The sequence below is a fragment of the Sphingomonas sanguinis NBRC 13937 genome, from assembly GCF_001591005.1.
Classification (GTDB): domain Bacteria; phylum Pseudomonadota; class Alphaproteobacteria; order Sphingomonadales; family Sphingomonadaceae; genus Sphingomonas; species Sphingomonas sanguinis.
Genome location: NZ_BCTY01000032.1, coordinates 22,330 through 43,138 on the forward strand (window position 1 = coordinate 22,330; position 20,809 = coordinate 43,138).

The 20,809-nt window shown below is 65.2% G+C and carries 13 protein-coding genes; 6 read left to right on the plus strand and 7 right to left on the minus strand.

Going from position 1 to position 20,809, the window contains the following annotated elements; translation table 11 throughout:
* Positions 1 to 47 precede the first annotated feature (47 nt).
* The 4 genes from SSA01S_RS13035 to SSA01S_RS13050 all read left to right on the plus strand — a co-directional run bounded on the left by SSA01S_RS13035 (position 48) and on the right by SSA01S_RS13050 (position 3,144).
* Positions 48 to 950 (plus strand): N-acetylmuramidase domain-containing protein, encoded by a 903-nt coding sequence (locus tag SSA01S_RS13035; RefSeq protein WP_082795079.1) that lies wholly within the window; start codon positions 48 to 50, stop codon positions 948 to 950.
* Complete coding sequence (locus SSA01S_RS13040; RefSeq protein WP_156477781.1) at positions 947 to 1,498, plus strand: hypothetical protein; 552 nt, start codon at positions 947 to 949, stop codon at positions 1,496 to 1,498. The genes SSA01S_RS13035 and SSA01S_RS13040 overlap by 4 nt, the downstream gene beginning before the upstream one ends.
* Positions 1,499 to 1,603: 105 nt before the next feature.
* Positions 1,604 to 2,089 carry a 5-(carboxyamino)imidazole ribonucleotide mutase gene (purE, locus tag SSA01S_RS13045; protein WP_061780672.1) on the plus strand — a complete coding sequence of 162 codons (486 nt, stop codon included), beginning with the start codon at positions 1,604 to 1,606 and terminating at the stop codon, positions 2,087 to 2,089.
* The gene (locus tag SSA01S_RS13050) at positions 2,089 to 3,144 is read left to right on the plus strand and encodes a 5-(carboxyamino)imidazole ribonucleotide synthase (protein WP_061780684.1); all 1,056 of its coding nucleotides are present in this window, start codon (positions 2,089 to 2,091) and stop codon (positions 3,142 to 3,144) included. Before purE ends, SSA01S_RS13050 begins: the two co-directional genes overlap by 1 nt.
* Before the next feature lie 9 nt (positions 3,145 to 3,153).
* Here the strand turns inward: SSA01S_RS13050 and SSA01S_RS13055 are convergent, their stop codons facing one another.
* From SSA01S_RS13055 to SSA01S_RS13070, 4 genes are all read right to left on the minus strand, one after another.
* The gene (locus SSA01S_RS13055) at positions 3,154 to 3,849 is read right to left on the minus strand and encodes an energy transducer TonB (RefSeq protein WP_167348920.1); all 696 of its coding nucleotides are present in this window, start codon (positions 3,847 to 3,849) and stop codon (positions 3,154 to 3,156) included.
* A gap of 159 nt (positions 3,850 to 4,008) precedes the next feature.
* The gene (locus SSA01S_RS13060; RefSeq protein ID WP_061780674.1) at positions 4,009 to 5,814 is read right to left on the minus strand and encodes a DUF885 domain-containing protein; all 1,806 of its coding nucleotides are present in this window, start codon (positions 5,812 to 5,814) and stop codon (positions 4,009 to 4,011) included.
* Between the two features lie 140 nt (positions 5,815 to 5,954).
* Positions 5,955 to 6,254, minus strand: coding sequence for a hypothetical protein (locus SSA01S_RS13065; RefSeq protein WP_061780675.1), 300 nt, complete (start codon positions 6,252 to 6,254; stop codon positions 5,955 to 5,957).
* A gap of 12 nt (positions 6,255 to 6,266) precedes the next feature.
* On the minus strand, positions 6,267 to 9,113 hold the full coding sequence (locus tag SSA01S_RS13070; protein WP_061780676.1) for a M16 family metallopeptidase: 2,847 nt from the start codon (positions 9,111 to 9,113) through the stop codon (positions 6,267 to 6,269).
* A 214-nt stretch (positions 9,114 to 9,327) separates the two neighbouring features.
* Between SSA01S_RS13070 and clpB the strand changes: the two genes are divergently transcribed.
* The gene (clpB, locus tag SSA01S_RS13075; RefSeq protein WP_061780677.1) at positions 9,328 to 11,907 is read left to right on the plus strand and encodes an ATP-dependent chaperone ClpB; all 2,580 of its coding nucleotides are present in this window, start codon (positions 9,328 to 9,330) and stop codon (positions 11,905 to 11,907) included.
* A gap of 74 nt (positions 11,908 to 11,981) precedes the next feature.
* Here the strand turns inward: clpB and SSA01S_RS13080 are convergent, their stop codons facing one another.
* On the minus strand, positions 11,982 to 15,086 hold the full coding sequence (locus SSA01S_RS13080) for a TonB-dependent receptor (protein WP_082795080.1): 3,105 nt from the start codon (positions 15,084 to 15,086) through the stop codon (positions 11,982 to 11,984).
* Positions 15,087 to 15,720: 634 nt separating this feature from the next.
* A complete protein-coding gene (locus tag SSA01S_RS13085; RefSeq protein ID WP_244885683.1) occupies positions 15,721 to 18,699 on the minus strand; it encodes a TonB-dependent receptor domain-containing protein in 2,979 nt (992 codons plus the stop codon).
* A 260-nt stretch (positions 18,700 to 18,959) separates the two neighbouring features.
* Between SSA01S_RS13085 and SSA01S_RS13090 the strand changes: the two genes are divergently transcribed.
* Positions 18,960 to 19,481, plus strand: a complete 522-nt coding sequence (locus SSA01S_RS13090) for a hypothetical protein (RefSeq protein WP_156477782.1) — start codon at positions 18,960 to 18,962, stop codon at positions 19,479 to 19,481.
* Between the two features lie 72 nt (positions 19,482 to 19,553).
* Here SSA01S_RS13090 and SSA01S_RS13095 read toward each other — a convergent pair.
* Positions 19,554 to 20,809 (minus strand): aspartyl/asparaginyl beta-hydroxylase domain-containing protein (locus tag SSA01S_RS13095; RefSeq protein WP_156477783.1); only part of this gene is annotated, 1,256 nt, incomplete at its 5' end.

Sequence of the window (20,809 nt, forward strand, 5' to 3'; positions counted from 1 at the left end):
CGTGCAGTCTGGCCGTCTGTTCCCGTTACCATGACAGGAAGAGCGCCATGACGACGATTCGAGCGGCCGTGGGGCGCGGAGCCCCCAACCATCCCGACGATGTCACCGCCATCCAGCGTCTGCTGGTTCGCCACGCCCGCTGGCTGGACGGCGCGCCGCCGCCCGATATCAACGGCCAGTATGACGCCGCCACCGCGCGGGCGATCCTGGGCTTTCAGAAGGACGGCGCGGCGCTAGCCGTGCCCGATGGCGTGGTGTCGCCGCGCGGCGGAACGCTCGCCCGGCTCGACCTCGACCAGATCGCCGGGCCGCAGCATCGCATCTTTCGGTCGCTGTGCTGGGCGCATCAGGGCGACACGCTGACCGAGGCCGATTATGCGACCGCCGCCACCACCCTGGGGTGCGAGGTCGCCGCGATCAAGGCGGTGGCGGATACCGAGGCCAAGGACGAACCCTGGGACATGATGGGCCGCCCGATCATCCTGTTCGAGCGGCACAAATTCGCCAAGCACAGCCATGGCCTCTACAATCGCAGCCATCCGGATATTTCCACCCCACGCGCAGGCGGCTACGGCCCGTCATCGCGGCAATATGACCGCCTGCGCCGGGCGGCGATGCTGGATGAAACCGCCGCGTTGAAATCGGCGTCCTGGGGCCTGTTCCAGATCATGGGTGAAAATCACGGCGATGCAGGTCATCCCACCGTCGCCGCCTTTGTCGACGCCATGATGCTGCGCCGGTCCGAGCATCTGAAGGCCTTCGTCCATTTCGTCGCTGCCAATCCGGGCATGAAGAAGGCGATCAAGGCGCGCGACTGGGCGGCGTTCGCCCGCGCCTATAACGGACCCAATTATGCGCAGAATGATTATGACGGCAAAATGCGCCGGGCCTATGAGCGGTTCGCCCCCGCGACACCGGCCCCGGCGCGTCAACCCGCTGGAGTAAGATGAGGATGCGCGCCCACCCGATCATCGGCTTGCCCGCCGCCCTGCTGCTCCTCGCCTGCGGGGCCCCTGCGCGCTCGGTTCCTGCCCAGCCCGACAATGGATCGGACCCCAGTGTTGCGGTTCCTTCGGCGCCCTCGCCTTCTCCGGCCGCGACATCGGCGGGCACGCCGGACGGCAAGCCCGTGGCGATCACGCTGACCGACAAGCGTCGGGTCACGCTGGCTGGGTTCCGGGTCGTCGAAAATCGCGGCCTGTCCGCCGGGCAATGCGGCGTGACGATCGATCGACAGCGGCTGATGACCCTGGGGGTCGACGATACCGATGCCTATAGCTGCGACGCGCTGGTCGCGGCGGGCATCCTGCCGCCCGATGGCCAGCGGCAGCGGATCGGCCTGATCTACGACACGTCCTCGCCCAACGCGCATTTCCGCACCGCCGTGGTGCTGCGCGAGGAAGGGGGACTCTGGCGGGTCGATCCGCGCTATGCGGGCAAGTTCGATGACACGCCAGCGGGGCGGTCCATCGCCGCCCTGCGCCGCGCGCTGAAATAGGCGGCGGGTTGACGTATACAGAAGGTTGCTCGTTCCGCTCCTGCCAGCTAGTCACGCGCCCTCCCCCTCGGCACCGGGGCCGCAGGGGCAGGGCGGAATGCGGATATGATGTCGGTCGGGATCATCATGGGGTCCACTTCGGACTGGGAAACCATGCGGCACGCCGCCGAGACGCTGGAGGCGTTGGGCGTCGCCCATGAAACCCGCGTCGTCTCCGCGCACCGCACGCCGCAGCGGCTGTACGACTATGCCACCGGCGCCGCCGATCGCGGGATCAAGGTCATCATCGCAGGGGCAGGCGGTGCGGCGCACCTGCCCGGCATGGCCGCGTCGATGACGCACCTGCCGGTCCTGGGCGTACCGGTCGAGTCGAAGGCGCTGAAGGGCATGGATAGCCTGCTCTCGATCGTCCAGATGCCCGGCGGCATTCCCGTCGGCACGCTGGCCATCGGCAAGGCGGGCGCGATCAACGCCGGCCTGCTCGCCGCGTCGATCCTGTCGCTGTCCGACGAGGCGCTCGCCGAGCGGCTAAAGGCGTGGCGCAAGCGCCAGACCGACAGCGTTGCCAACGATCCACAGGGCGGAGAATGATGCTGAAGCCGGGTTCGACGATCGGGATTCTGGGTGGCGGCCAGCTGGGCCGGATGCTGGCGGTGGCGGCGGCGCAGCTGGGCTATCGCACCCATGTGCTGGCTCCCGATGAGGAAAGCGTGGCGGCGCAGACCGCCTCGTCGCTGACCCGCGCCGATTACCACAACAAGGTGGTGCTGGCCGATTTCGTCGCGGCCTGCGACGTCGTGACCTATGAGTTCGAGAATGTCGACGTGACGCCGGTCGAATGGCTGGCGGAGCGCCTGCCCGTCCACCCCGCGCCCGCCGCGCTGCGCGTCGCGCAAGACCGGATCGCCGAGAAGAGCTTCGTCGAAAAGGTCGGCGGCCGCCCCGCCCCCTGGGCCGCGGTCAACTCCGCCGCCGACCTGACCGCCGCGCTGGAGCGGATCGGCTGCCCCGCCATCCTGAAGACCACGCGGTTCGGCTATGACGGCAAGGGCCAGGCGCTGATCCGCGACCTCGCCGAAGCGCCCGCCGCCTGGGAAGCGATCGGCGGCCCCGCCGTGCTGGAGGGGTTCATCCACTTCAGCCACGAATTCTCGATCCTGATCGCGCGTGGCGAAGACGGGCAGGCGGTCCGCTACGACCCGCCGCACAATGTCCATCGCGACGCGATCCTGCGCAGCTCGACCCTGCCCGCACCCGCCGAAATCCTCGCCCAGGCCGAGGAGGCGACCGCGCTCGCGATCCGCATCGCCGAGGAACTGGGTTATGTCGGCGTGCTGGCCTGCGAGTTCTTCGCGACTGAGAACGGCCCCGTCTTCAACGAGATGGCACCGCGCGTCCACAATTCCGGGCACTGGACGATCGAGGGTGCGGAAACCTCTCAGTTCGAGAACCACATCCGCGCGATCTGCGGCCTGCCACTGGGCGATACCTCGCTGACGGGGGCGCGGGTGGAGATGGAAAACCTGATCGGCGACGATGCCTGGGAACAGGCGCTGACCGAAAAGGGCACGCACCTGCACCTCTATGGCAAGGGCGAATCGCGGCCGGGACGCAAGATGGGGCACATCACGCGCGTGGTGCGCTAAGCCCGCTCGCTATTTGTGGATGGTGAAGGTCACGGGCACCAGCACCTCGGGCTGGATGACCTGATCTCCCTTCATCACCGGGCGGATGCGGAAATTGGGATACAGCCCCAATGCCGCTGGGCCGAAGCCCCGCCCTCTGGGCCGCTCCGCTGCGATCGAACAGCTTTTAGGGCGGCCGGGTTCGGGCACGACACAGAGCAGCACCGCCACCCCGCTCACCCCGCCGAACCGGGCCATCTTCGGAAAGGCTTCGTCGATCAGGGACTGAGGCGGCTTTTCGATCCATTCGGCCAGCGCGAAACGTAACCGTCCTGCCCCGGGTCCATCACCATCGCCGCGTCCGTTACCGGTGCCGCGCCCTTCGCCGCCAGTTCCCTGACCACTGGCGATCCCTGTCCCCCGACTATCGGACGCTGCCACACCGATGCGCAGCGGCAGCTCCGCGCTGATATCCGACGCCGGAGCCAGGCGATCGACCGGATCGAAATGCGCCGGTGTCGATGCGGCGGGGGCGGCCTGTTCGGCCAAGGGCGCCCGCGCGGGACGGGGCGACCCGCCAGCGGCGGTCGGGCGAACGACTTGGCTTTCCCGCTTGACCGGCTCAGGCCTGGTGGCCGGTGGTGGAACGGGGATGGGTGGCGGATCGGGCAAGCGCGGCACGTCGAACACGGCGAGCGCATCGGACTCCGGTGCCGCGATGGACAACGGTCGGGGTCCCCACAGGAGCAGCGCCAACAAGGCGGCGTGCACCGCCGTGGTGGCGACAGCAGCCGTCCGCCGCTTCCCCCTGTCCTCCCGGAACGAAAAGCCGCCCTGCATCGCGATGTTCTCCCATCAGGAAGATCACCGCGATGCCCCGTCCGGTCAAGCCTTGGCCCACTCCTCCCCGATCCGGCGCAGCACGTCGAGCGGTACGCGGCCATGGCGCAGCACGGCGGTGTGGAATGCCTTCAGGTCGAACGCCGCGCCCTTCTGTTTCTTTGCCAGATCCCGGATGTCGACGAACACCGAATGGCCCAGCTTGTAGCTCGCCGCCTGGCCCGGATTGACACAGTAGCGCTCGACCTCGCGGGTGGCGAAGCCCTCCGCCTCGCCCTCGGCCTCGACGAAGTGACGGATCGCCTGTTCGCGCGTCCAGCGCAGGTGATGAAGGCCGGTGTCGACCACGCAGCGATTGGCGCGGAACAGCAGGAACTTGAGGTATCCCAGCTGCCCCAGCGGATCGTCGTCATACATGCCGATCTCGTCCGCCAGCTGCTCGGCATAGAGCGCCCAGCCCTCGCCATAGCCCGAAAAGCCGTTGATCTTGCGGATCAGCGGCAGTCGCGTGTTGGACAGCGCCAGACCGCCCTCCATCTGATGGCCCGGCAGGCCTTCGTGATAGACGGTCGTCGCCAGGCAGAATTTGGGCCAGTCGGCGCTGTCCTTCAGGTTGAAATAGACCAGGCCGGGGCGCGAGCCGTCGATCGCGGGCCCCTGCGCAAAAGCCGCCGCCGCGCCCGCCTCGGTCTGGGGCGGCACGCGGCGCACCTCGAAGCCGTAAGGCGGTATCCGCTCGAACACCTGCGGCAGGCGGGTGCGGATCGCGTCGAGCCGGGCGTTACAATAGGCGATGGCCGCGCGCTTACCCTCATCGGTATTGGGGTAAAGCTGGTCGGGGTTCTTGTAGAGCGCGGCCATGCGCTGGCCGACCGTCCCCTTGGTGAAACCCTGCTTCTTGAGCAGCGTATCGAGCCGGGCGGACAGCATCGCCGCCTGCTCGCGGCCGAAGCGGTGCACCTCGTCGGGCGAGAAGCTGGTCGTCGTATTGGCCTTGAGCGCCACCGGATAATAAGCCGCGCCCTCGCGCAGCTTCCACACGCCCGCGTCATGTGTCGCCTTGGCCCGCAGCGTCTTGGCATAGGCGATCTGGCGGTCGAGCGCGGGCAGGATTTCGGCGTCGTAGATTTGGGTCGCCTGCTGCGCATAACGGTCGCCCAGCCCCTTGTCCGTGGCGCGACGGGCCAGCGACTGAACGACCAGCGCGTCGGACGCGGGCTGGCGGCTCTTGGCCATCTGCTCCAGCGCGAGGTCGAGGATGAAGTCGGGCGGCACCACGCCCTGCCCCGCATCATGGCGCATCCGCTCGGTCTGCGCGTCCATCTGCGAGGCAAAGGCGCGCAGCCGCATCAGATAGGCGTCGGCGTCGCCCGCGCTCGTGATCTTGTGCTTGGTGTCGAGGAAGTCCGGAACCGACTGGTACGCGCCGGAGAGCTGCGACACGACATAGGGGCTGGGGCCATAGGAACTGCCGCCAAAGTCGAACGCCTGCACGGCTTGGGCCGAACGGCGGGTGTAGAGCACCGACTCCAGGTCGATCCGCTCTTCGGGCGACAGGCTGGCGGGGTCGATCGCCTCCAACCGGGTCAGGTCGGCCCGGGTCGCGGCCTTCGCCGCCGCGATTCCGGCGGGCGACTGGTCGGAGAGCTTACTGCGTAGATCGGCATTGGCGCCGGTGTCGAGGCCCAGGTTGGTCGCGGCTTCCGGGCTGCGGCGAAGCTGCTCCTGGACCAGCGTGTCGAACAACGCGGTCAGTTGGCGGGAGGGCGTGTTCTGGGCCACGACACCCTCGCTACCCGCCGCCACGGCCAAGGCCGCCGAGCCTCCCAGGAAATGCCGCCGATCGATCATGCCCGTCCCCTTTGTGGTTGTCCGGCGCAGCGTAACGGAATTGGACCGGAATTGAACCGGTTATCTGGCAATGGGCGGCATAAGAAAAAGGGCGGCGCGCCCCATGACGCACCGCCCTTCCCCCATCTCAAGCGCGTAGATTACCCCGCGCGCGTCCCCGACAGCGGGAAGCTGCCAAACGCGCCCGCGCCGACCGAACCGGTTAGCGTGTCGCCATCGGCGGTCGCTTCGCAGTCCAGCGTCATCGGCATCGGCGAGGAGATGGACATCTTCCAGCGGATCGTGTTGCCGGACACGTCGCCTTCGATATCCATCGCGCCCATCTGGCCGCCGCCCGAACCGGTGAAGCGGTCGCCCTCGGTCGTGACGGTCAGCGTCATCTCCTGGTCGCCCAGCGGCGACTTGACGATGCAGTTCCAGGTCCCGTCAATATCGGCCATTTTCACTCTCCCTTATTGCGCTGCCGGAGCGGCGACGACCGCCGAGGGTTCGATCACCTCGACGGGCAGGCCCAGCGTGTCGAGCTGCGGCTTGACCGTCTTGGCATCGCCGACCACCACCCAGACGAAGCTCTTGGGGTTCAACGCCGCCTGGATCGACTTGTTCAGCTCCGGCAGGGTCATCGCCTGATAACGCTGGGTGATCGTCGCATAGTAATTGTCCGGGCGACGATACAGGTCGTTGGCCTGCATCGCCGACAGCACCGCGCCCGAGGTCTCGAAATTGCCCGACAGCGAGCGGATCGCACCGGTGATCGCACGGTCGAATTCAACCTGGTCCATCGGCTTGGTCGTCAGGAATTCGGCCACGTCGGTGCGCAGCGCGTCAATCGACGGGCCGGTCTTGTCCGCCTGGACCGGGGCGGACATGATATAGGGCGCGGCGAATTCCGACGTCTGGAAGCCGCCCCGCACACCGTAGGACCAGTGCTTGTTCTCACGGATATCGGTGTTGATCCGGCTGAGGAAGCTGCCGCCCAGCGCGTCGTTGGCGGTGTTCTGGACCAGCAGGTTGTCGGTGCCCTTCAGCGCCGTCGGCGCGCCCGCCAAGATGATCGACTGCGGGCTGTCGGGACGGTTCACCAGCACGATCTTGGGTGCCGAGGGCTGGCCCGCGGCGAAGTTCTTCACGCCCGCCGCGCCGGTGCCGCGCCAGTCGCCGAACACGAGGTCGAGCGCGGCCTTCACCTCGGCCAGCGGACGGTCCGACGTGACGAAGATCTTCGCCTTGTCGGGACGCAGCCAGGCCTGCTGGAACGCGACCAGCTGCTCGCGGGTCATCGCCGCCACGGCGGCAGGATCGCCCGCCCCTTGCGCCTTGGCATAGGGGCTGGTCGGCCCATAGACGAGCGGCGGCAGGACGCGGCCGGCCAGCCCCTGCGGACTGGTGAGTTCCTGCTTGATGCCCGCCAGCGTCTGCGCCTTCACCCGCGCCAGTTCGGGATCGGGGAAGGCCGGATTGCGGACGATATCGGCATAGAGGTCCAGCGCGGGCACCAGATTGGCGCTCGGCACGTCCAGCCCGACGACGGTGCGGTCGTTCGACGCGCTCGACCCGATCGTCGCGCCCAGCCGCTCCTGCTCCTCGGCGATCGCGATGGTGTTGCGGTGGGTCGTGCCCTCATCGAGCATCGACTGCACCATGCGCTGCGTGCCCAGCTTGCCCGGCACGTCGGCGGCGATCCCGGCGTCGAAGGACATGGCGATCTGCGTCACCGGCACCGCGGTGCGCTGCGCGTAGATCAGCTCGATCCCGTTCGCCAGGCGGCTGCGCTCGACCGCCGGGAAGCTCAGCGGCTTGACCTGTCCGACATCGGGCAAGGCCCCGCGCGTGCCCTTGGCGGGCTGGTCGGGGGCGGCGGGAACATCGGCGCGCGGCGGCACCTTGGCTTCCTCATACGCATCGCGCGCGCCCGGCACGACGGTCAGCGTATAGGCCGGACGCGACAGCCACTTGTTCGCCGCCGCCTTGACGGTCGCGGGCGTCTGCGCCGCGATTCCTTCCAGCTGCTTCTTATATTTGCCCGGATCGTTCGAGTAGAGCGCGCCTTCCGCCAGCGCGACCGCCTTGCCGCCAAAGCCGCCGACCGATTCCAGCCCCTGGACACGACCCGACACGAAGCGGGTCACGGCGCGCTGCACCTCATCGGCGGTCGGGCCGTTCTTCAGGAAATCGGCGAGGATTTCCTGCATCCGCTTGTCGACCTGCGCAGGATCAACGCCAGGGCGCACGATCGCGGTCATGTTGAACATGCCGACCTGCGAGAAGGGACGGTCGCCCGCCGAGACCTGAACCGCCAGCTTCTCCTGCTTGACCAGGATATTGTCGAGCCGCGACGAGGCGAGCCCGCCCAGGATTGAACCCGCCACGACCAACGACGCCGTCTCGGGATCGTTCAGCCCGGGCACTGCCCAGTTGCGGCTGATCATGACCGCCGCCACGCGGTCCTTCATCACTTCGTTGACGGGCGCGGGCAGCGTCGGAATGGTGACCGTCGGCAGCACGCTCTTGGGCCCCGGCTTGATCGCGCCGAAATATTTCTCGACGAGCGGCTTGGCGGTGGCGACGTCGATATCGCCCGCCAGCACCAGCACGGCGTTGTTCGGGCCATAATGACTCCGGAACCAGTCCTTCACCGTGTCGAGCGAGGCGGCGTCCAGATCGGCCATCGAACCGATCGTGGTGTGGCCATAGGGATGGTCGGCGGGGAACAGCCCCTGGGTGATCTTATACTGGGTCAGGCCATAAGGCTGGTTATCGCCCTGGCGCTTCTCGTTCTGGACGACGCCGCGCTGCTCGTCGAGCACCCCTTGCGTCACCGCGCCGAGCAAATAGCCCATGCGGTCCGATTCCAAGAACAGCGCGCGGTCGAGCGCGGCGGTCGGCACCGTCTCGAAATAATTGGTCCGATCGAAATAGGTGGTGCCGTTATAGTCGGTGGCACCGACCGACTTGAGCGGCGCGAAGAAGTCGCCCGGCGCGTTTTCCGAGCCGTTGAACATCAGATGCTCGAACAGATGCGCAAAGCCCGTCTTGCCCTTGGGCTCATGCTTCGATCCGACATCGTACCAGACGCTGACCGCGACGACGGGGGCCTTGCGGTCGGTATGGACGACGACGCGCAGCCCGTTCTTCAGGGTGAAGGTCTGATAGGGGATGTCGACCGCCTTCACGAGGGTCGAGACGGGCGCGGGCTTCGCCGTCGCGGCGGCGTTGGTGGCCTGGGCCAGCACGGCCTGCCCCGGCACGACGAACGCAAGGGCGGCGGCGCCGGTCAGCGCCACGGACTTGATACGCATATCTGTTGAGTCTCCCCACTCGGTGTATGGCCCGAGCATAGCGGGCGCGCGGCGGACCGCAATCCCGGTCCGACGAACGGAATTCGCAAGCTTTTCATGGACACCCTTTCGTTATCGAAACGGCCGTCCCATGTTGCGGCTAGTGAAATTGCGCCAACCCCTTGTGTTGCCAAATTGCAACACCATCTGACCTGGAAAGCGACAGGAACCCCAGATGAACCTCGAAAAATTCACCGACCGCGCGAAAGGCTTTCTGCAAGCCGCGCAAACCGTGGCGATCCGCAACAGCCATCAGCGGATCGCCCCCGAACATCTCCTCAAGGCACTGATCGAGGACGATCAGGGCATGGCGTCCGGCCTGATCCAGGCGGCGGGCGGCGATGCCAAGCGCGTCGAGCGCGAGACCGATGCGGCACTGGCCAAGATCCCCGCCGTCTCCGGCTCGGGCGCGCAGTCGTCGCCCGGCCTCGACAATGATCTGGTCCGCGTGCTCGACCAGGCCGAACAGGTCGCGCAAAAGGCTGGCGACAGCTTCGTCACCGTCGAGCGACTGCTGCTGGCTTTGGCGCTGGCCTCGACCAATGCGGCTGGCAAGGCGCTGGCGGCGGGCGGGGTGAATCCGCAAAGCCTGAACGGCGCGATCGAACAGCTGCGTCAAGGCCGCACCGCCGACACGGCGGGGGCGGAGGACCGCTATGACGCGCTGAAGAAGTTCGCCCGCGACCTCACGCAAGTGGCGCGCGACGGCAAGCTCGACCCCGTGATCGGACGCGACGAGGAAATCCGCCGCACCATCCAGATCCTCGCGCGCCGAACCAAGAACAACCCCGCGCTGATCGGCGAACCCGGCGTCGGCAAGACCGCCATCGCCGAAGGGCTCGCGCTACGCATCGCCAATGGCGACGTGCCGGACACGCTGAAGGACCGCAAGCTGATGGCGCTCGACATGGGTGCCCTCATCGCCGGTGCCAAATATCGCGGCGAGTTCGAGGAGCGGCTGAAGGGCGTCCTGGACGAGGTGAAGGCCGCCGAGGGTGACATCATCCTGTTCATCGACGAGATGCACACGCTGATCGGCGCGGGCAAGGGCGACGGGGCGATGGACGCCTCCAACCTGCTGAAGCCTGCCCTTGCACGCGGTGAGCTGCACTGCGTCGGCGCGACCACGCTGGATGAATATCGCAAGTACGTCGAAAAGGACCCCGCGCTCCAGCGGCGGTTCCAGCCCGTCTTCGTCGGCGAGCCCACGGTCGAGGACACCATCTCGATCCTGCGCGGGCTGAAGGAGAAGTACGAACTCCATCACGGGGTGCGCATCACCGACGGCGCGCTGGTGGCGGCGGCGACGCTGTCGAACCGCTACATCACCGACCGCTTCCTGCCCGACAAGGCGATCGACCTGATGGACGAGGCCGCCAGCCGCATCCGCATGGAGGTGGAGTCCAAGCCCGAGGAGATCGAGACGCTCGACCGCCGCATCTTGCGCCTGAAGATCGAGCGCGAGGGCCTGCGCCGCGAGAGCGACGCCGCCAGCATCGACCGGCTCGGCCATCTGGAGGAGGAACTCGCCAATCTCGAGGAACAGTCGCACGCGCTGACCCAGCGCTGGCAGGCCGAGAAGGACAAGATCGCGGGCGAGGCGAAGCTGAAGGAACAGCTCGACCAGGCGCGCATCGAACTCGACCAGGCGCAGCGCAGCGGTGACCTCGCGAAAGCGGGTGAGCTGTCTTATGGCCGCATCCCGCAGCTGGAGAAGCAACTGGCCGAGGCGCAGTCCGCGACCGAAGGCGCGATGCTGCGCGAGGAAGTCACCGCCGACGATATCGCGGGCGTGGTCAGCCGCTGGACCGGCGTGCCGGTCGACCGGATGCTGCAGGGCGAGCGCGAGAAGCTGCTCCGCATGGAGGAGGTGATCGGCAAGCGTGTGATCGGACAGGAGGATGCGGTCCGCGCCGTCTCCACCGCCGTCCGCCGCGCGCGTGCCGGGCTCCAGGACCCGAACCGGCCGCTGGGCAGCTTCCTGTTCCTCGGCCCGACGGGCGTCGGCAAGACCGAGCTGACCAAGGCGCTCGCCGAATTTCTGTTCGACGATCCCAGCGCGATGGTGCGCATCGACATGAGCGAGTTCATGGAGAAGCACAGCGTCGCCCGGCTGATCGGCGCCCCTCCCGGCTATGTCGGTTATGAGGAAGGCGGCGTGTTGACCGAGGCGGTGCGGCGCAGGCCCTATCAGGTCGTGCTGTTCGACGAGGTGGAGAAGGCGCATGGCGACGTGTTCAACGTGCTGCTCCAGGTGCTGGACGACGGCCGCCTGACCGATGGTCAGGGGCGGACGGTCGACTTCTCGAACACGCTCATCATCCTGACCTCGAACCTGGGCAGCCAGTATCTGGCGGCGGTCGAGGACGGGCAGAGCGTCGAGAGCGTCGAGCCGCAGGTGATGGAGATCGTGCGCGGTCATTTCCGCCCCGAATTCCTCAACCGGCTGGACGAGATCATCCTGTTCCACCGGCTGGGCCAGAGCCATATGGGCCCGATCGTCGACATCCAGGTCGGCCGTGTCGCCAAGCTGCTCAGCGATCGCAAGATCAGCCTGCACCTGACCGACGCCGCCCGCGAATGGCTGGGCCGGGTGGGTTACGACCCGGTCTATGGCGCACGGCCCTTGCGCCGCGCGGTGCAACGCCACCTGCAGGACCCGCTGGCCGAGGAAATCCTGCGCGGAAACGTGAAGGACGGGTCGACCGTTACCGTGGATGAAGGCGACGGCAAGCTGGCGCTGTCGGTCGCCTGAAAAAAGGGGAGCGAAGGCCCACGGCCCTCGCTCCCCTCTCCCCCGCCCCCCAAGGCGGACGACGACCCGTTCGATCAGAACAGGATGTCGAAGCCCAGCCGCACCGAGCGCGGCGTCAGATAGCCCAGCGGCGTGCCGTACAGCGGATCGGGCGTGTACTGGTTGCCCGCCTTCTGGTTTTCGTGCTGCACGTAACGCTGCGTGATCGGCTGCGAGTTGAAGATGTTGAACGCATCCGCCCGCACCACGAAGCGGTTGAAGCCTAGCGACTGGGGCAGGACGTAGCGGAACGACAGGTCGATCTGCTTCACCCAGTCCGTCCTCAGGCCGGTGCCGCGCGGCGAGGGCTGCGTCGCGGTATAGTTGCCCGCCGCGTTCAGCGGCCCATAGGCGCAGTAGAAGCTCGACGCACCGTAACCCGCCGCATTGGCATCGGTCGGGTGATAGCCCATGCAGCTCAGCCGCTGCGGCGACTGGACCAGCACATTGGTGCCGAACGACAGATTGTCGGTGACGTGATAGCTGCCAAAGGTCTTGAACACGAAGGTTCGGTCATTGGGCAGCAGGCCGGTCGAATAATCGGTCAGCCCCAGATAGTCGTAATCCTGCGTCGAGCCGGCATCAGACTGCGCACCGTTACCGGCGTCAGACTTCACCGTGCCCTCGTAATTGCCATAGGAGCGCGCCACGGTGATCGAGCCCTGGAGCGACCAGATGCCGTCATCCGCCCGCTTCCAGTCGAACACCAGCGAACTGTACTGCCGCTTCGGATTGGGGAAGGCCAGGCCGGTCAGTGTCACCGTCTTGGTCGGGTCGACCCAGTCGCGCACCGTCTGCGACGACCGGCCCGGGTTCCAGATATAATAGGCGCTGTTGTTCTGGTAAAAATCGCACTGGCTGGCCGAGGCATTGGCACCGCCGTTGCAATAGTAATTCGCCAGGAATGGCGCGAAGTCGGTATCTTCCGACACACGGCCCAGGTTGCGATAGGTGCCGGTCAGGCCGACCGAAAACAGCTCGCTCACCCGGAACCGTGCCCCCAGGACGAATTCGTCCTCATAGGTCGGCTTGGCCCCGACCGCCATCTTGGCCGCCGCCGGGTCCTGCACGCCCGCTCCGAAGATCAGGCAGGTGCCTTGGCCGTTGACCGGATTGCCCGGTGCCGCCGAGATGTTCGTCGGGCAGTTGGACGAATAGCCCGAGCCACCCAGCGTCGTCAGTGCCGGCCCCAGGTTGAGCAGCGGCAAGCCGGTCTGCACATCGACCGGGAAATTCGCCGCCGTATAACCGGTGGGATAGGCGAAATACTCGCGGAAATAGAGGTCGCGGCCACGGAAGCCGAGATTCATCGCGGGCGGGATGAAATAGCGGCCATAGCTGCCGATAAAGCGGAACCGCGAGTCGCCGCCCGGCGTCCAGCTGAACCCGACACGCGCCGCGATATTGTCCTTCAGCGACAGATAACGCTGGCCCGAAAGGTTGGACTGCTGGAACTCGTCGTCGCGCACGCCCAGGTTGATGGTCAGGCCGCGCGCGGGCTCCCAGCTATCCTGCACATAATAAGCGCGGTCATTGCCCGAAACGAACCCGCCCAGCCGCTCGTACATCAGCCGCACGCCGATATCGCGATAGTCATACTGGATCGGCAGGCCGCCGTTCAGCGTGGTGATCTTCGTCTCGCTGACATCCTCATTGTCCAGGCCGAAGCGGACATGGTGACGCCCGAGGATCTCGAAACGCAGGTCTCCGTCGATCCGCCAGAACTTGCGCTGCGTATCGTTGATCGCATTGCCGCTATAAGGCTGGGCCGAGATGGTCTTGGCCAGGCCGCCGGTCGTCGCGGTACGGCGGTCGATGACATAATAGGACGAGGTGTCGAGCGGCATCGAGTCGTTCGAGTCGCGATTGATGCCGTAGGCACCCGAAATCTGGAAGAAATCGGTAATGCTGCCGGTATAGCGCCCCACCCAGTTGAAGCCGCCCTGCTTGTACTTCTGGCTGCCGGTGTAGACGCCGGGCGTGCCACCGGTGAAACTGGCGTTGGGCGTGAAGGTATAGTTATCGGTGCGCGTCGTCTGGCGCGTGTCGAACATCGTGAATTCGAGATGCTGGGTCGGCGTCGCATAGATATCCAGCTTGCCGCCGTAGAACGGATCGGTGCTGATCGACCGGAAATAGTTGTTGGAGATGGGCGACGCGCCTTTGCCCACAATGTCGTTGGCCTGGTACAGACCATAGAGGAAGATATGATCCTTGATGATCGGGCCACCGGCTTCGATGCTCAGCGCCTGGGTGGCGGTATGCGCCAGGCGACCGATGTTCGACGGGTTGGTCGGCGTTCCGATATTCGGGCTGCTCGATTGCAGTCCGGTCTCGTCGAAATTGCCGTGGATCGCCATCATCGGGGTGTTGGAGCCCGATTTGGTCGTGGCGTTGATGACGCCACCCGTCGCCCGTCCGAACTCGGCCGCATAGCCAGCGGTCTGAACGTCGACCGTCTGATAGAAGTCGAACGGCACTCGCGCCGACCCGACATAGGTGTCCGGGTTGGTGATGTTCAGGCCGTTGATATAATAGGCATTCTCGGCCACCGACGAGCCGCCGAGCGACGGCACGTTGCCAAAGCCCGGAGCGCCCTGCACCGCGCCCGGCGCCAACAAGGTCAGCGCGGTGACCGAACGCGCGATCGGTAGCTGCGCCGCCGTCGCCACCACGTCCAGGTTCAGGCCGGTCGTGGTCTTGGTGAAATCCTGGCGGATGCGCTGACCGGTGACGATGACTTCGTTGGCGGGCGCGTCCTTGGCCGTCACGGTCACCGTGATGCGGCTTTCCTGTGCGGGTGCGATCTGGATCGTGTCGCTCTGCGTGCGATAGGCGTCGCCCTCGGCCGTGAGCTGATACTGACCCGGGGTCAGGCCGACCGCGGAAAAACCGCCGGTCGCCGATGTCGTGTAGGTCCGCGACTGGTTCTGCGCCAGCGAGCGCAGCGTCACCTTGACCCCTGCCACAGGCTTGTTGCCCGCATCCACCACCGTGCCGGTGATCGCACCGGTGGTATAGTCCTGCGCCGCCGCCGGTGCGGACAGCGCCACCATGCCGACCCCAGCCCCCAGCATCGCCAAAGCATACGCCGCCGTTCCCCCGCGCAGCGTGCTGCGCAAGAAGCTACCATTTCTCATCGCGTCTAAGCCCCTCTGTCGGTCGGTGTGCCGACCGCTATTTTCCGCCCTCACGATGGAGCGGATGCAGGGGATATTTCACCAAAGTGACAAACCGCCACAAATGACATTTGTTACATCATGCGGTTTAGAGAGATCGATGGGCACGAAAGCCACACCGCAATGGCCTATTCAAATCCTTATATTTCAAAAGCGCTATATTTCAGTGATTTGACAAAATGGCGTCAACAACTATTGCATTAATACACCAACACACCTCGAATGGTGTCGTGCACTCCTCAGCAATTACACCATAATGTAATTATATTTAGCAGCAAATTCTCGATAGAAAATTATGGCGAACAAAATCCAAAGATAACATATCTGTTAAACGTTGGAACTGCTGGAAAACTTGTTTCGGCATCGCGGCGGCTGGGAGCTTTCGCGGATGATTGCAGCCGCACGACCATGAACCGCAAGCGCGCAGCAGGCTGACAGCGCAGACAGAAATATCTTCTGGCGTAGGATCGGCCGCAAACGTTTCTGAATAACGCTGAGAGACCGCGGTGTCGGATCGCGTATCGTCGCCAGCCCTAAACGAAAATGGGGCGGCGGCCATGAAGACCACCGCCCCATCTTACTCACGCGACTTCGATCAGAAGCGGACGCGACCGCTCACGAAGAAGCGACGGCCCAGCACGTCGTAGAAGGTCGGGAACGTGTTCGACTGTTCGCCATTGCCACCATTCTGGGTGGACGCCGCCAGCGGCGGATTCTTGTCGAACAGGTTGCTCACGCCCATGTTCATCTGGAAGTGCTCGTTCACGTCGAACGTCGTGGTCAGGTCGAAGTAGTTCGTCGCACCGAAGCGCTCCGAAGCGTAGGTGACCGCAGGATTGTCGTCCGTGACCGGCCCCATATAGCGCCACTGCAGCGACGCCGAGATCGCGCCCAGACCCAGGGTGGTGCGCAGCGTGTGGCGCCATTCGGGGGTCGGGACACCGCACTGCGCGCCGAAGCGACCCGCACAGCTGATGACCGTCGGAACGCCGATCACGGGCGTGAAGTCGTTCTTGATCAGCTTCGTACCGGCGAAGCTGAACGACAGACGCGCATCGTCCGCGCCGAGCAGCGCACCCAGAGGCTGGGTGTAACCGGCGTTGATGTCGATGCCCGAGGTCTTCAGGCCGCCCGTGTTCTGGTTGGTCGAGCTGAACGTCTCGATCTGGCCGGCCGAGTTGCGGGTGATCAGGTTACAATAGGCCTGATTGAAGCTCTTGAAGCAGAGATCGCCGATCGTCTGCGTCGAGACCGTCCCAATATAGCCGCTGATCTTGATGTTGTAATAGTCGACCGTCAGCGAGAAGCGCGGCAGGAACGACGGACGGAACACACCGCCGAAGGTGTAGGTTTCCGCACGCTCTTCCTTCAGGTTCTGATTACCGCCGGTGAAGGTGAGCGGGTTGACGTCGGTGCCCTGGATGCCGGCATTGCCGATCAGGTTGACCGGGGCACCAGCCGCAGCGAACTGCGAACGGCAGATCGCGTTGAGCTGGGTGTTCGACACCGCGGTCGCCGTGCCGCACTGGTCGGCATTGCCGTTGAAGCTGACCGTATTGCCCAAGAACAGTTCGCTGACGCTCGGGCCACGGATTGCGCGCTGATACTGACCACGGAAGGTCAAATCACGGATCGGCGCGAGTTCACCACCCGCTGCCCAGGTGAACACGTCGCCAGGGCCGTTCGAGTAATGCGACTGACGCGCGGCGCCATTCACTTCCAGACGGTGGATGAACGTGTCGGACAACAGCGGCACGCGAAGCTCGCCGAAGAATTCGCGAACCGTGTAGCTGCCGCTGGTCGGCTGGCCGGGGTTGAAGCCCGCGACATTGCCCGACGACAGATACTGGTCCGGCGTGACCGAACCGGCTTCACGGCGCCATTCCGCACCGGCCGCCAGACCAACGCCGCCAGCGCCCAGATCGAACAGGCTCGGGTTCGTCACCGCGAAGCTGGCGACCTCGGTGGTGTATTCCTCGAGATTGGTAGCACCGACGCCGATATAGTTGAGCGCAGCCTGGCTCAGATTACCCTGACCAAAGATATTGGCGGGCGCGCAACCGGCCGCCCGGGCGGATGCCGACGCGCAGACCAGGGTTCCGCCGGTGACCGGGACGGCGCTGATCGTGCCGTCGGGTGCCTGGAACGCGGTGTTGGTTGCTGCCAAGAAGCGATCGATCGCGACGTTGCCGTCCTGACGCTGCGCATTCTTGGTGTGCGCATACATGTAGTAGCCATCATAGCTGAAGCCGGCGCCGATGTCGCCCTTCATACCCGCGACGATGCGGAACGCGTTACGGTCGTCCTGGTTGATACGCGGGCCGAGCTGGGTCGTGCGATAGTTCCACTGGGGAACGGTCACGTAACCATTACCGTCGGTATCGAGCGTGCGCAGCGCGTTCTGCACCGAGGGGTCCAAGAAAGGCGAATTGACCTGAAGGTTCAATGCCCCGGCAACGCCATTGGAGCCGAACGGCGTACCCTGGCTGATCGGGGTGGCCGCCAGCTGCGCGTTCACGCGGTTGTTGGCGAACTGGGTCTCGAAATACGGCGTGAAGTGCTCGTTGATTTCATACTGGCCCATCGCCGAGACCAGGAAGCGCTCCTGCGGCACCTGGAGATAGTTGATGGGGTTGAAGTTGTAGCCGTCCGCTGCAGTGTAGCACTTGGACGAACCATTGGGGTTGAACACCTGATAGGCGGACGCGGCGCTCGCGCCGGTGCCGCAACCGTTGTTCAGAGCGGCGTTCAGACCGGGCACGCGGATACGGCCCTGCGGGATCGAACCCGAACCGCCCGCCGAGAACAGCGGCGAACCGTCCTGGTTATCGCTGAGCGCGTTGGTCGAGAAATCACGTTGGCCCGCGAAAGTCGGCTTGCGGTTGGTATAGTCGACGAACATCGTGATGTTACCACGATTGTCATCGAAATTGGCGCCCATCAGGCCATAGACGTCCCAGATCTGGCCGTCGCCACGCTCGGTCACGTTGTAGCTGGTGCCCGCTTCGACGCCCGAATAGTCACGCTTCAGCGTGAAGTTGACGACACCCGCGATCGCGTCCGAACCGTAAACGGCCGACTGACCACCAGTCACGACGTCGACGCGGCTGATCAGCGGAGCCGGGATGGTGTTGAGATCGACGACCTGCGTGACGTCGAACGACATGTAGCGACGACCGTCGACGAGCACGAGGGTGCGCTGCGAACCGAGGCCACGAAGGTTAACGGTGGCGACGCCGCCGCCGGGGTTATTCGAGGTCGACGAAGTCGTCGGGGTCACCTGCGGCAGGTCGTTCAGGACGTTTTCGATGTTGGTCGAACCGGCCTTCAGGGCGATGTCCTGAGCGCTCACGACCGACACCGGGCTGGTGCCTTCCAGGTCCGGCCGGGCGATACGCGATCCGGTAACGACAACCTCGCCCTGCGGCGAGCCAGCAGCTTCCTGCGCGGCGGGAACGGCGGTGGTCGGCGGAGCGGCCTGCGCGAACGCGGGCGACGACGCAAGCGCCAGCGCGATTGCGAACGTTCCGGTCCCACAACGCAGTGCCACGTCAGTGGACAGACGATTGATCACTAGCAATACCCCTTCTTCAACGGTCCCCTTCATCGGCCACATTGGCTCTTTGCGATGGGAATCCGGACATTATCGATCCTGAAAGGTCGAATGCGTTTACATTGCTGCGTGTGCAACATCGCTGTAAAGCGACAAACGGCCGTCACGCGGTGATCGCCACACCGGTGTCGCAATAGTGCAACAGTCGATGACGGCTGTTGACGCGAATCGCCCCCGCGCGGACCATCGCCTTTCAAGATCAATCGAGGAACCGGCAGTTTATGCGTATCAGCCCCTTAGCCGCGTTGGCTTTTTCCATGATCGCAATCGGCACGGCTAAGGCGGCGCCCGGCCGGGCCGAAGTCAAGCGCGACGCGCAGGCCTTCCGGGCTCTGATTGCCTGCCGTGACATTGCGAACCCGACCGACCGCCTGCAATGCTATGACACACAGAGTCGCGCGCTGTCCGAGGCCGCGGACTCGGGCAAGCTGGTCGTTGCGGATGAAGCCCAGATCAAGGAGGCCAAGCGCGACCTGTTCGGCTTTGGCAGCATCAAGATCCCGTTCCTGTCGGGCAGCGACGCCGATACGCCTACGCAGGTCGAGGCGGTTATCTCCGGTCTACGTCAGTTGAGCATCAACAAGTGGGAATTTACCCTGGATAACGGGATGCGTTGGCGCCAGACCGACGATGAAGCGATCTTCCCCAGGGTGGGCCAGCCGGTCACGGTCAAGACCGGCGCCATGGGCAGCTACTGGTTGAAAATGAAGTCCAAGGCCGTGCGCGTCCTGCGCGAGAAATGATGCGCCCGAGGCGGTCTCAAAATTCGCGAGAGTGATTTTCGAGGCGGCACGAGCCCGTGTTCAAACGGCTGCTCAAACCTGACCCTGACCGAATTGATGCATAGCCTCGTTGGCCTTGCGGAGGAGGTCCTTCTCCGCTTCGGTCAGATAGGGGTTCCAGGCATCGATGATCAGGATGACGCGGGTTTGGCCGCTGTCATTCCAGGCTTCATGCTCGATGGTGTCGTCAAATGCCCAGGCGCCCCCCTCTTGCCAGTGTCGCGTTTCTGAACCGACCCGGAAACCGCATCCCTCGGGTACGATCAGCGGCAGGTGAACGACCGACCGCACATTGGTGACGCCATGGTGCGGGGGAATCCGGGTGTGTGGCTGGAGCGTAGAGAACATTGCGGTCGGCCCCCGGTTGGGAATGTCCAACATGGGGATGCGCCGTAACAGGTCCGCCGTCATCGGACACTGGGCCTGCACCTCCTGCACCGGCTTGCCGTCCCGCCACAGGAACATCGCGCTCCAGTCGAGCGAGTTGTTCAGATCCTTCCACTGGTTTTCGGGCTGCCCCGCCGCGATACGAACATAAGGCGCACCCGCATGGCCCGCGGCGACCAAGCCCTCCAATTCCCGGCGGATGACCGGCGCCGCCGCTTCCAGTTCCGCAAACCAGGGAAAGAGCGCCCGGTCGAAATACTGAACCGGCGGAAGATAAGGAAAATGCAGACCGACCGGTTTGGGATGATAGACCTGCCGCTTGCCAGCCATGATCTCCAGCGCGTGGTCGAAGCGCACAGAACCAGTCGCGTCCTCGCCCACAACCGACCGGATATTCGCTTCCAGCGCCGCATTGTCGGCATCTACCAGCGCCTGGCCATGCTCCAACGCCTGCCGCATCGCCGGGGGCAATCCTTCCAGCGGCGGCGCGGCATCCAAGAGTGCCCGATAGGCGCGAACGGCCTCGGCTCGACGGCCGTACCGCTCCAGCCATTGCGCTTTTTGCAGCAGGGCGATCACAAAATACGGATCTACCGTCAGCGCATCGTCCAGCGCCTGCAATTCCCCTTGCGCATCCCCGCACATCCGACGGGCCAGCGCCAGGTTCAGCCAGAGGGGAGGCGCCTTCGGGTCGCTGCGCACCGCACGCTCGAAATAGGCCGCCGCTGCCTTGCCGTCACCGCGCGACAGCGCCCGGTTGCCCAGACCATTGAGCGCCCTGGGATTTTCGGGCGAAAGCGCCAGCACCTCGTCATAGCTTTGCAGCGCGCCGGCGAGATTCCCGCTCCGTGCCAATTGCTCGGCACGCGACAGCAACTCGTTGATGGCGCTCATAGGATCAT

Bases quoted from the DNA above. Each gene is read 5' to 3' on its own strand.
- SSA01S_RS13035 (WP_082795079.1), top strand. From the start codon at position 48: ATGACGACGATTCGAGCGGCCGTGGGGCGCGGAGCCCCCAACCATCCC.
- SSA01S_RS13040 (WP_156477781.1), top strand. From the start codon at position 947: ATGAGGATGCGCGCCCACCCGATCATCGGCTTGCCCGCCGCCCTGCTG.
- purE (WP_061780672.1), top strand. From the start codon at position 1,604: ATGATGTCGGTCGGGATCATCATGGGGTCCACTTCGGACTGGGAAACC.
- SSA01S_RS13050 (WP_061780684.1), top strand. From the start codon at position 2,089: ATGCTGAAGCCGGGTTCGACGATCGGGATTCTGGGTGGCGGCCAGCTG.
- SSA01S_RS13060 (WP_061780674.1), bottom strand. From the start codon at position 5,814: ATGATCGATCGGCGGCATTTCCTGGGAGGCTCGGCGGCCTTGGCCGTG.
- SSA01S_RS13065 (WP_061780675.1), bottom strand. From the start codon at position 6,254: ATGGCCGATATTGACGGGACCTGGAACTGCATCGTCAAGTCGCCGCTG.
- SSA01S_RS13070 (WP_061780676.1), bottom strand. From the start codon at position 9,113: ATGCGTATCAAGTCCGTGGCGCTGACCGGCGCCGCCGCCCTTGCGTTC.
- clpB (WP_061780677.1), top strand. From the start codon at position 9,328: ATGAACCTCGAAAAATTCACCGACCGCGCGAAAGGCTTTCTGCAAGCC.
- SSA01S_RS13080 (WP_082795080.1), bottom strand. From the start codon at position 15,086: ATGAGAAATGGTAGCTTCTTGCGCAGCACGCTGCGCGGGGGAACGGCG.
- SSA01S_RS13090 (WP_156477782.1), top strand. From the start codon at position 18,960: ATGCGTATCAGCCCCTTAGCCGCGTTGGCTTTTTCCATGATCGCAATC.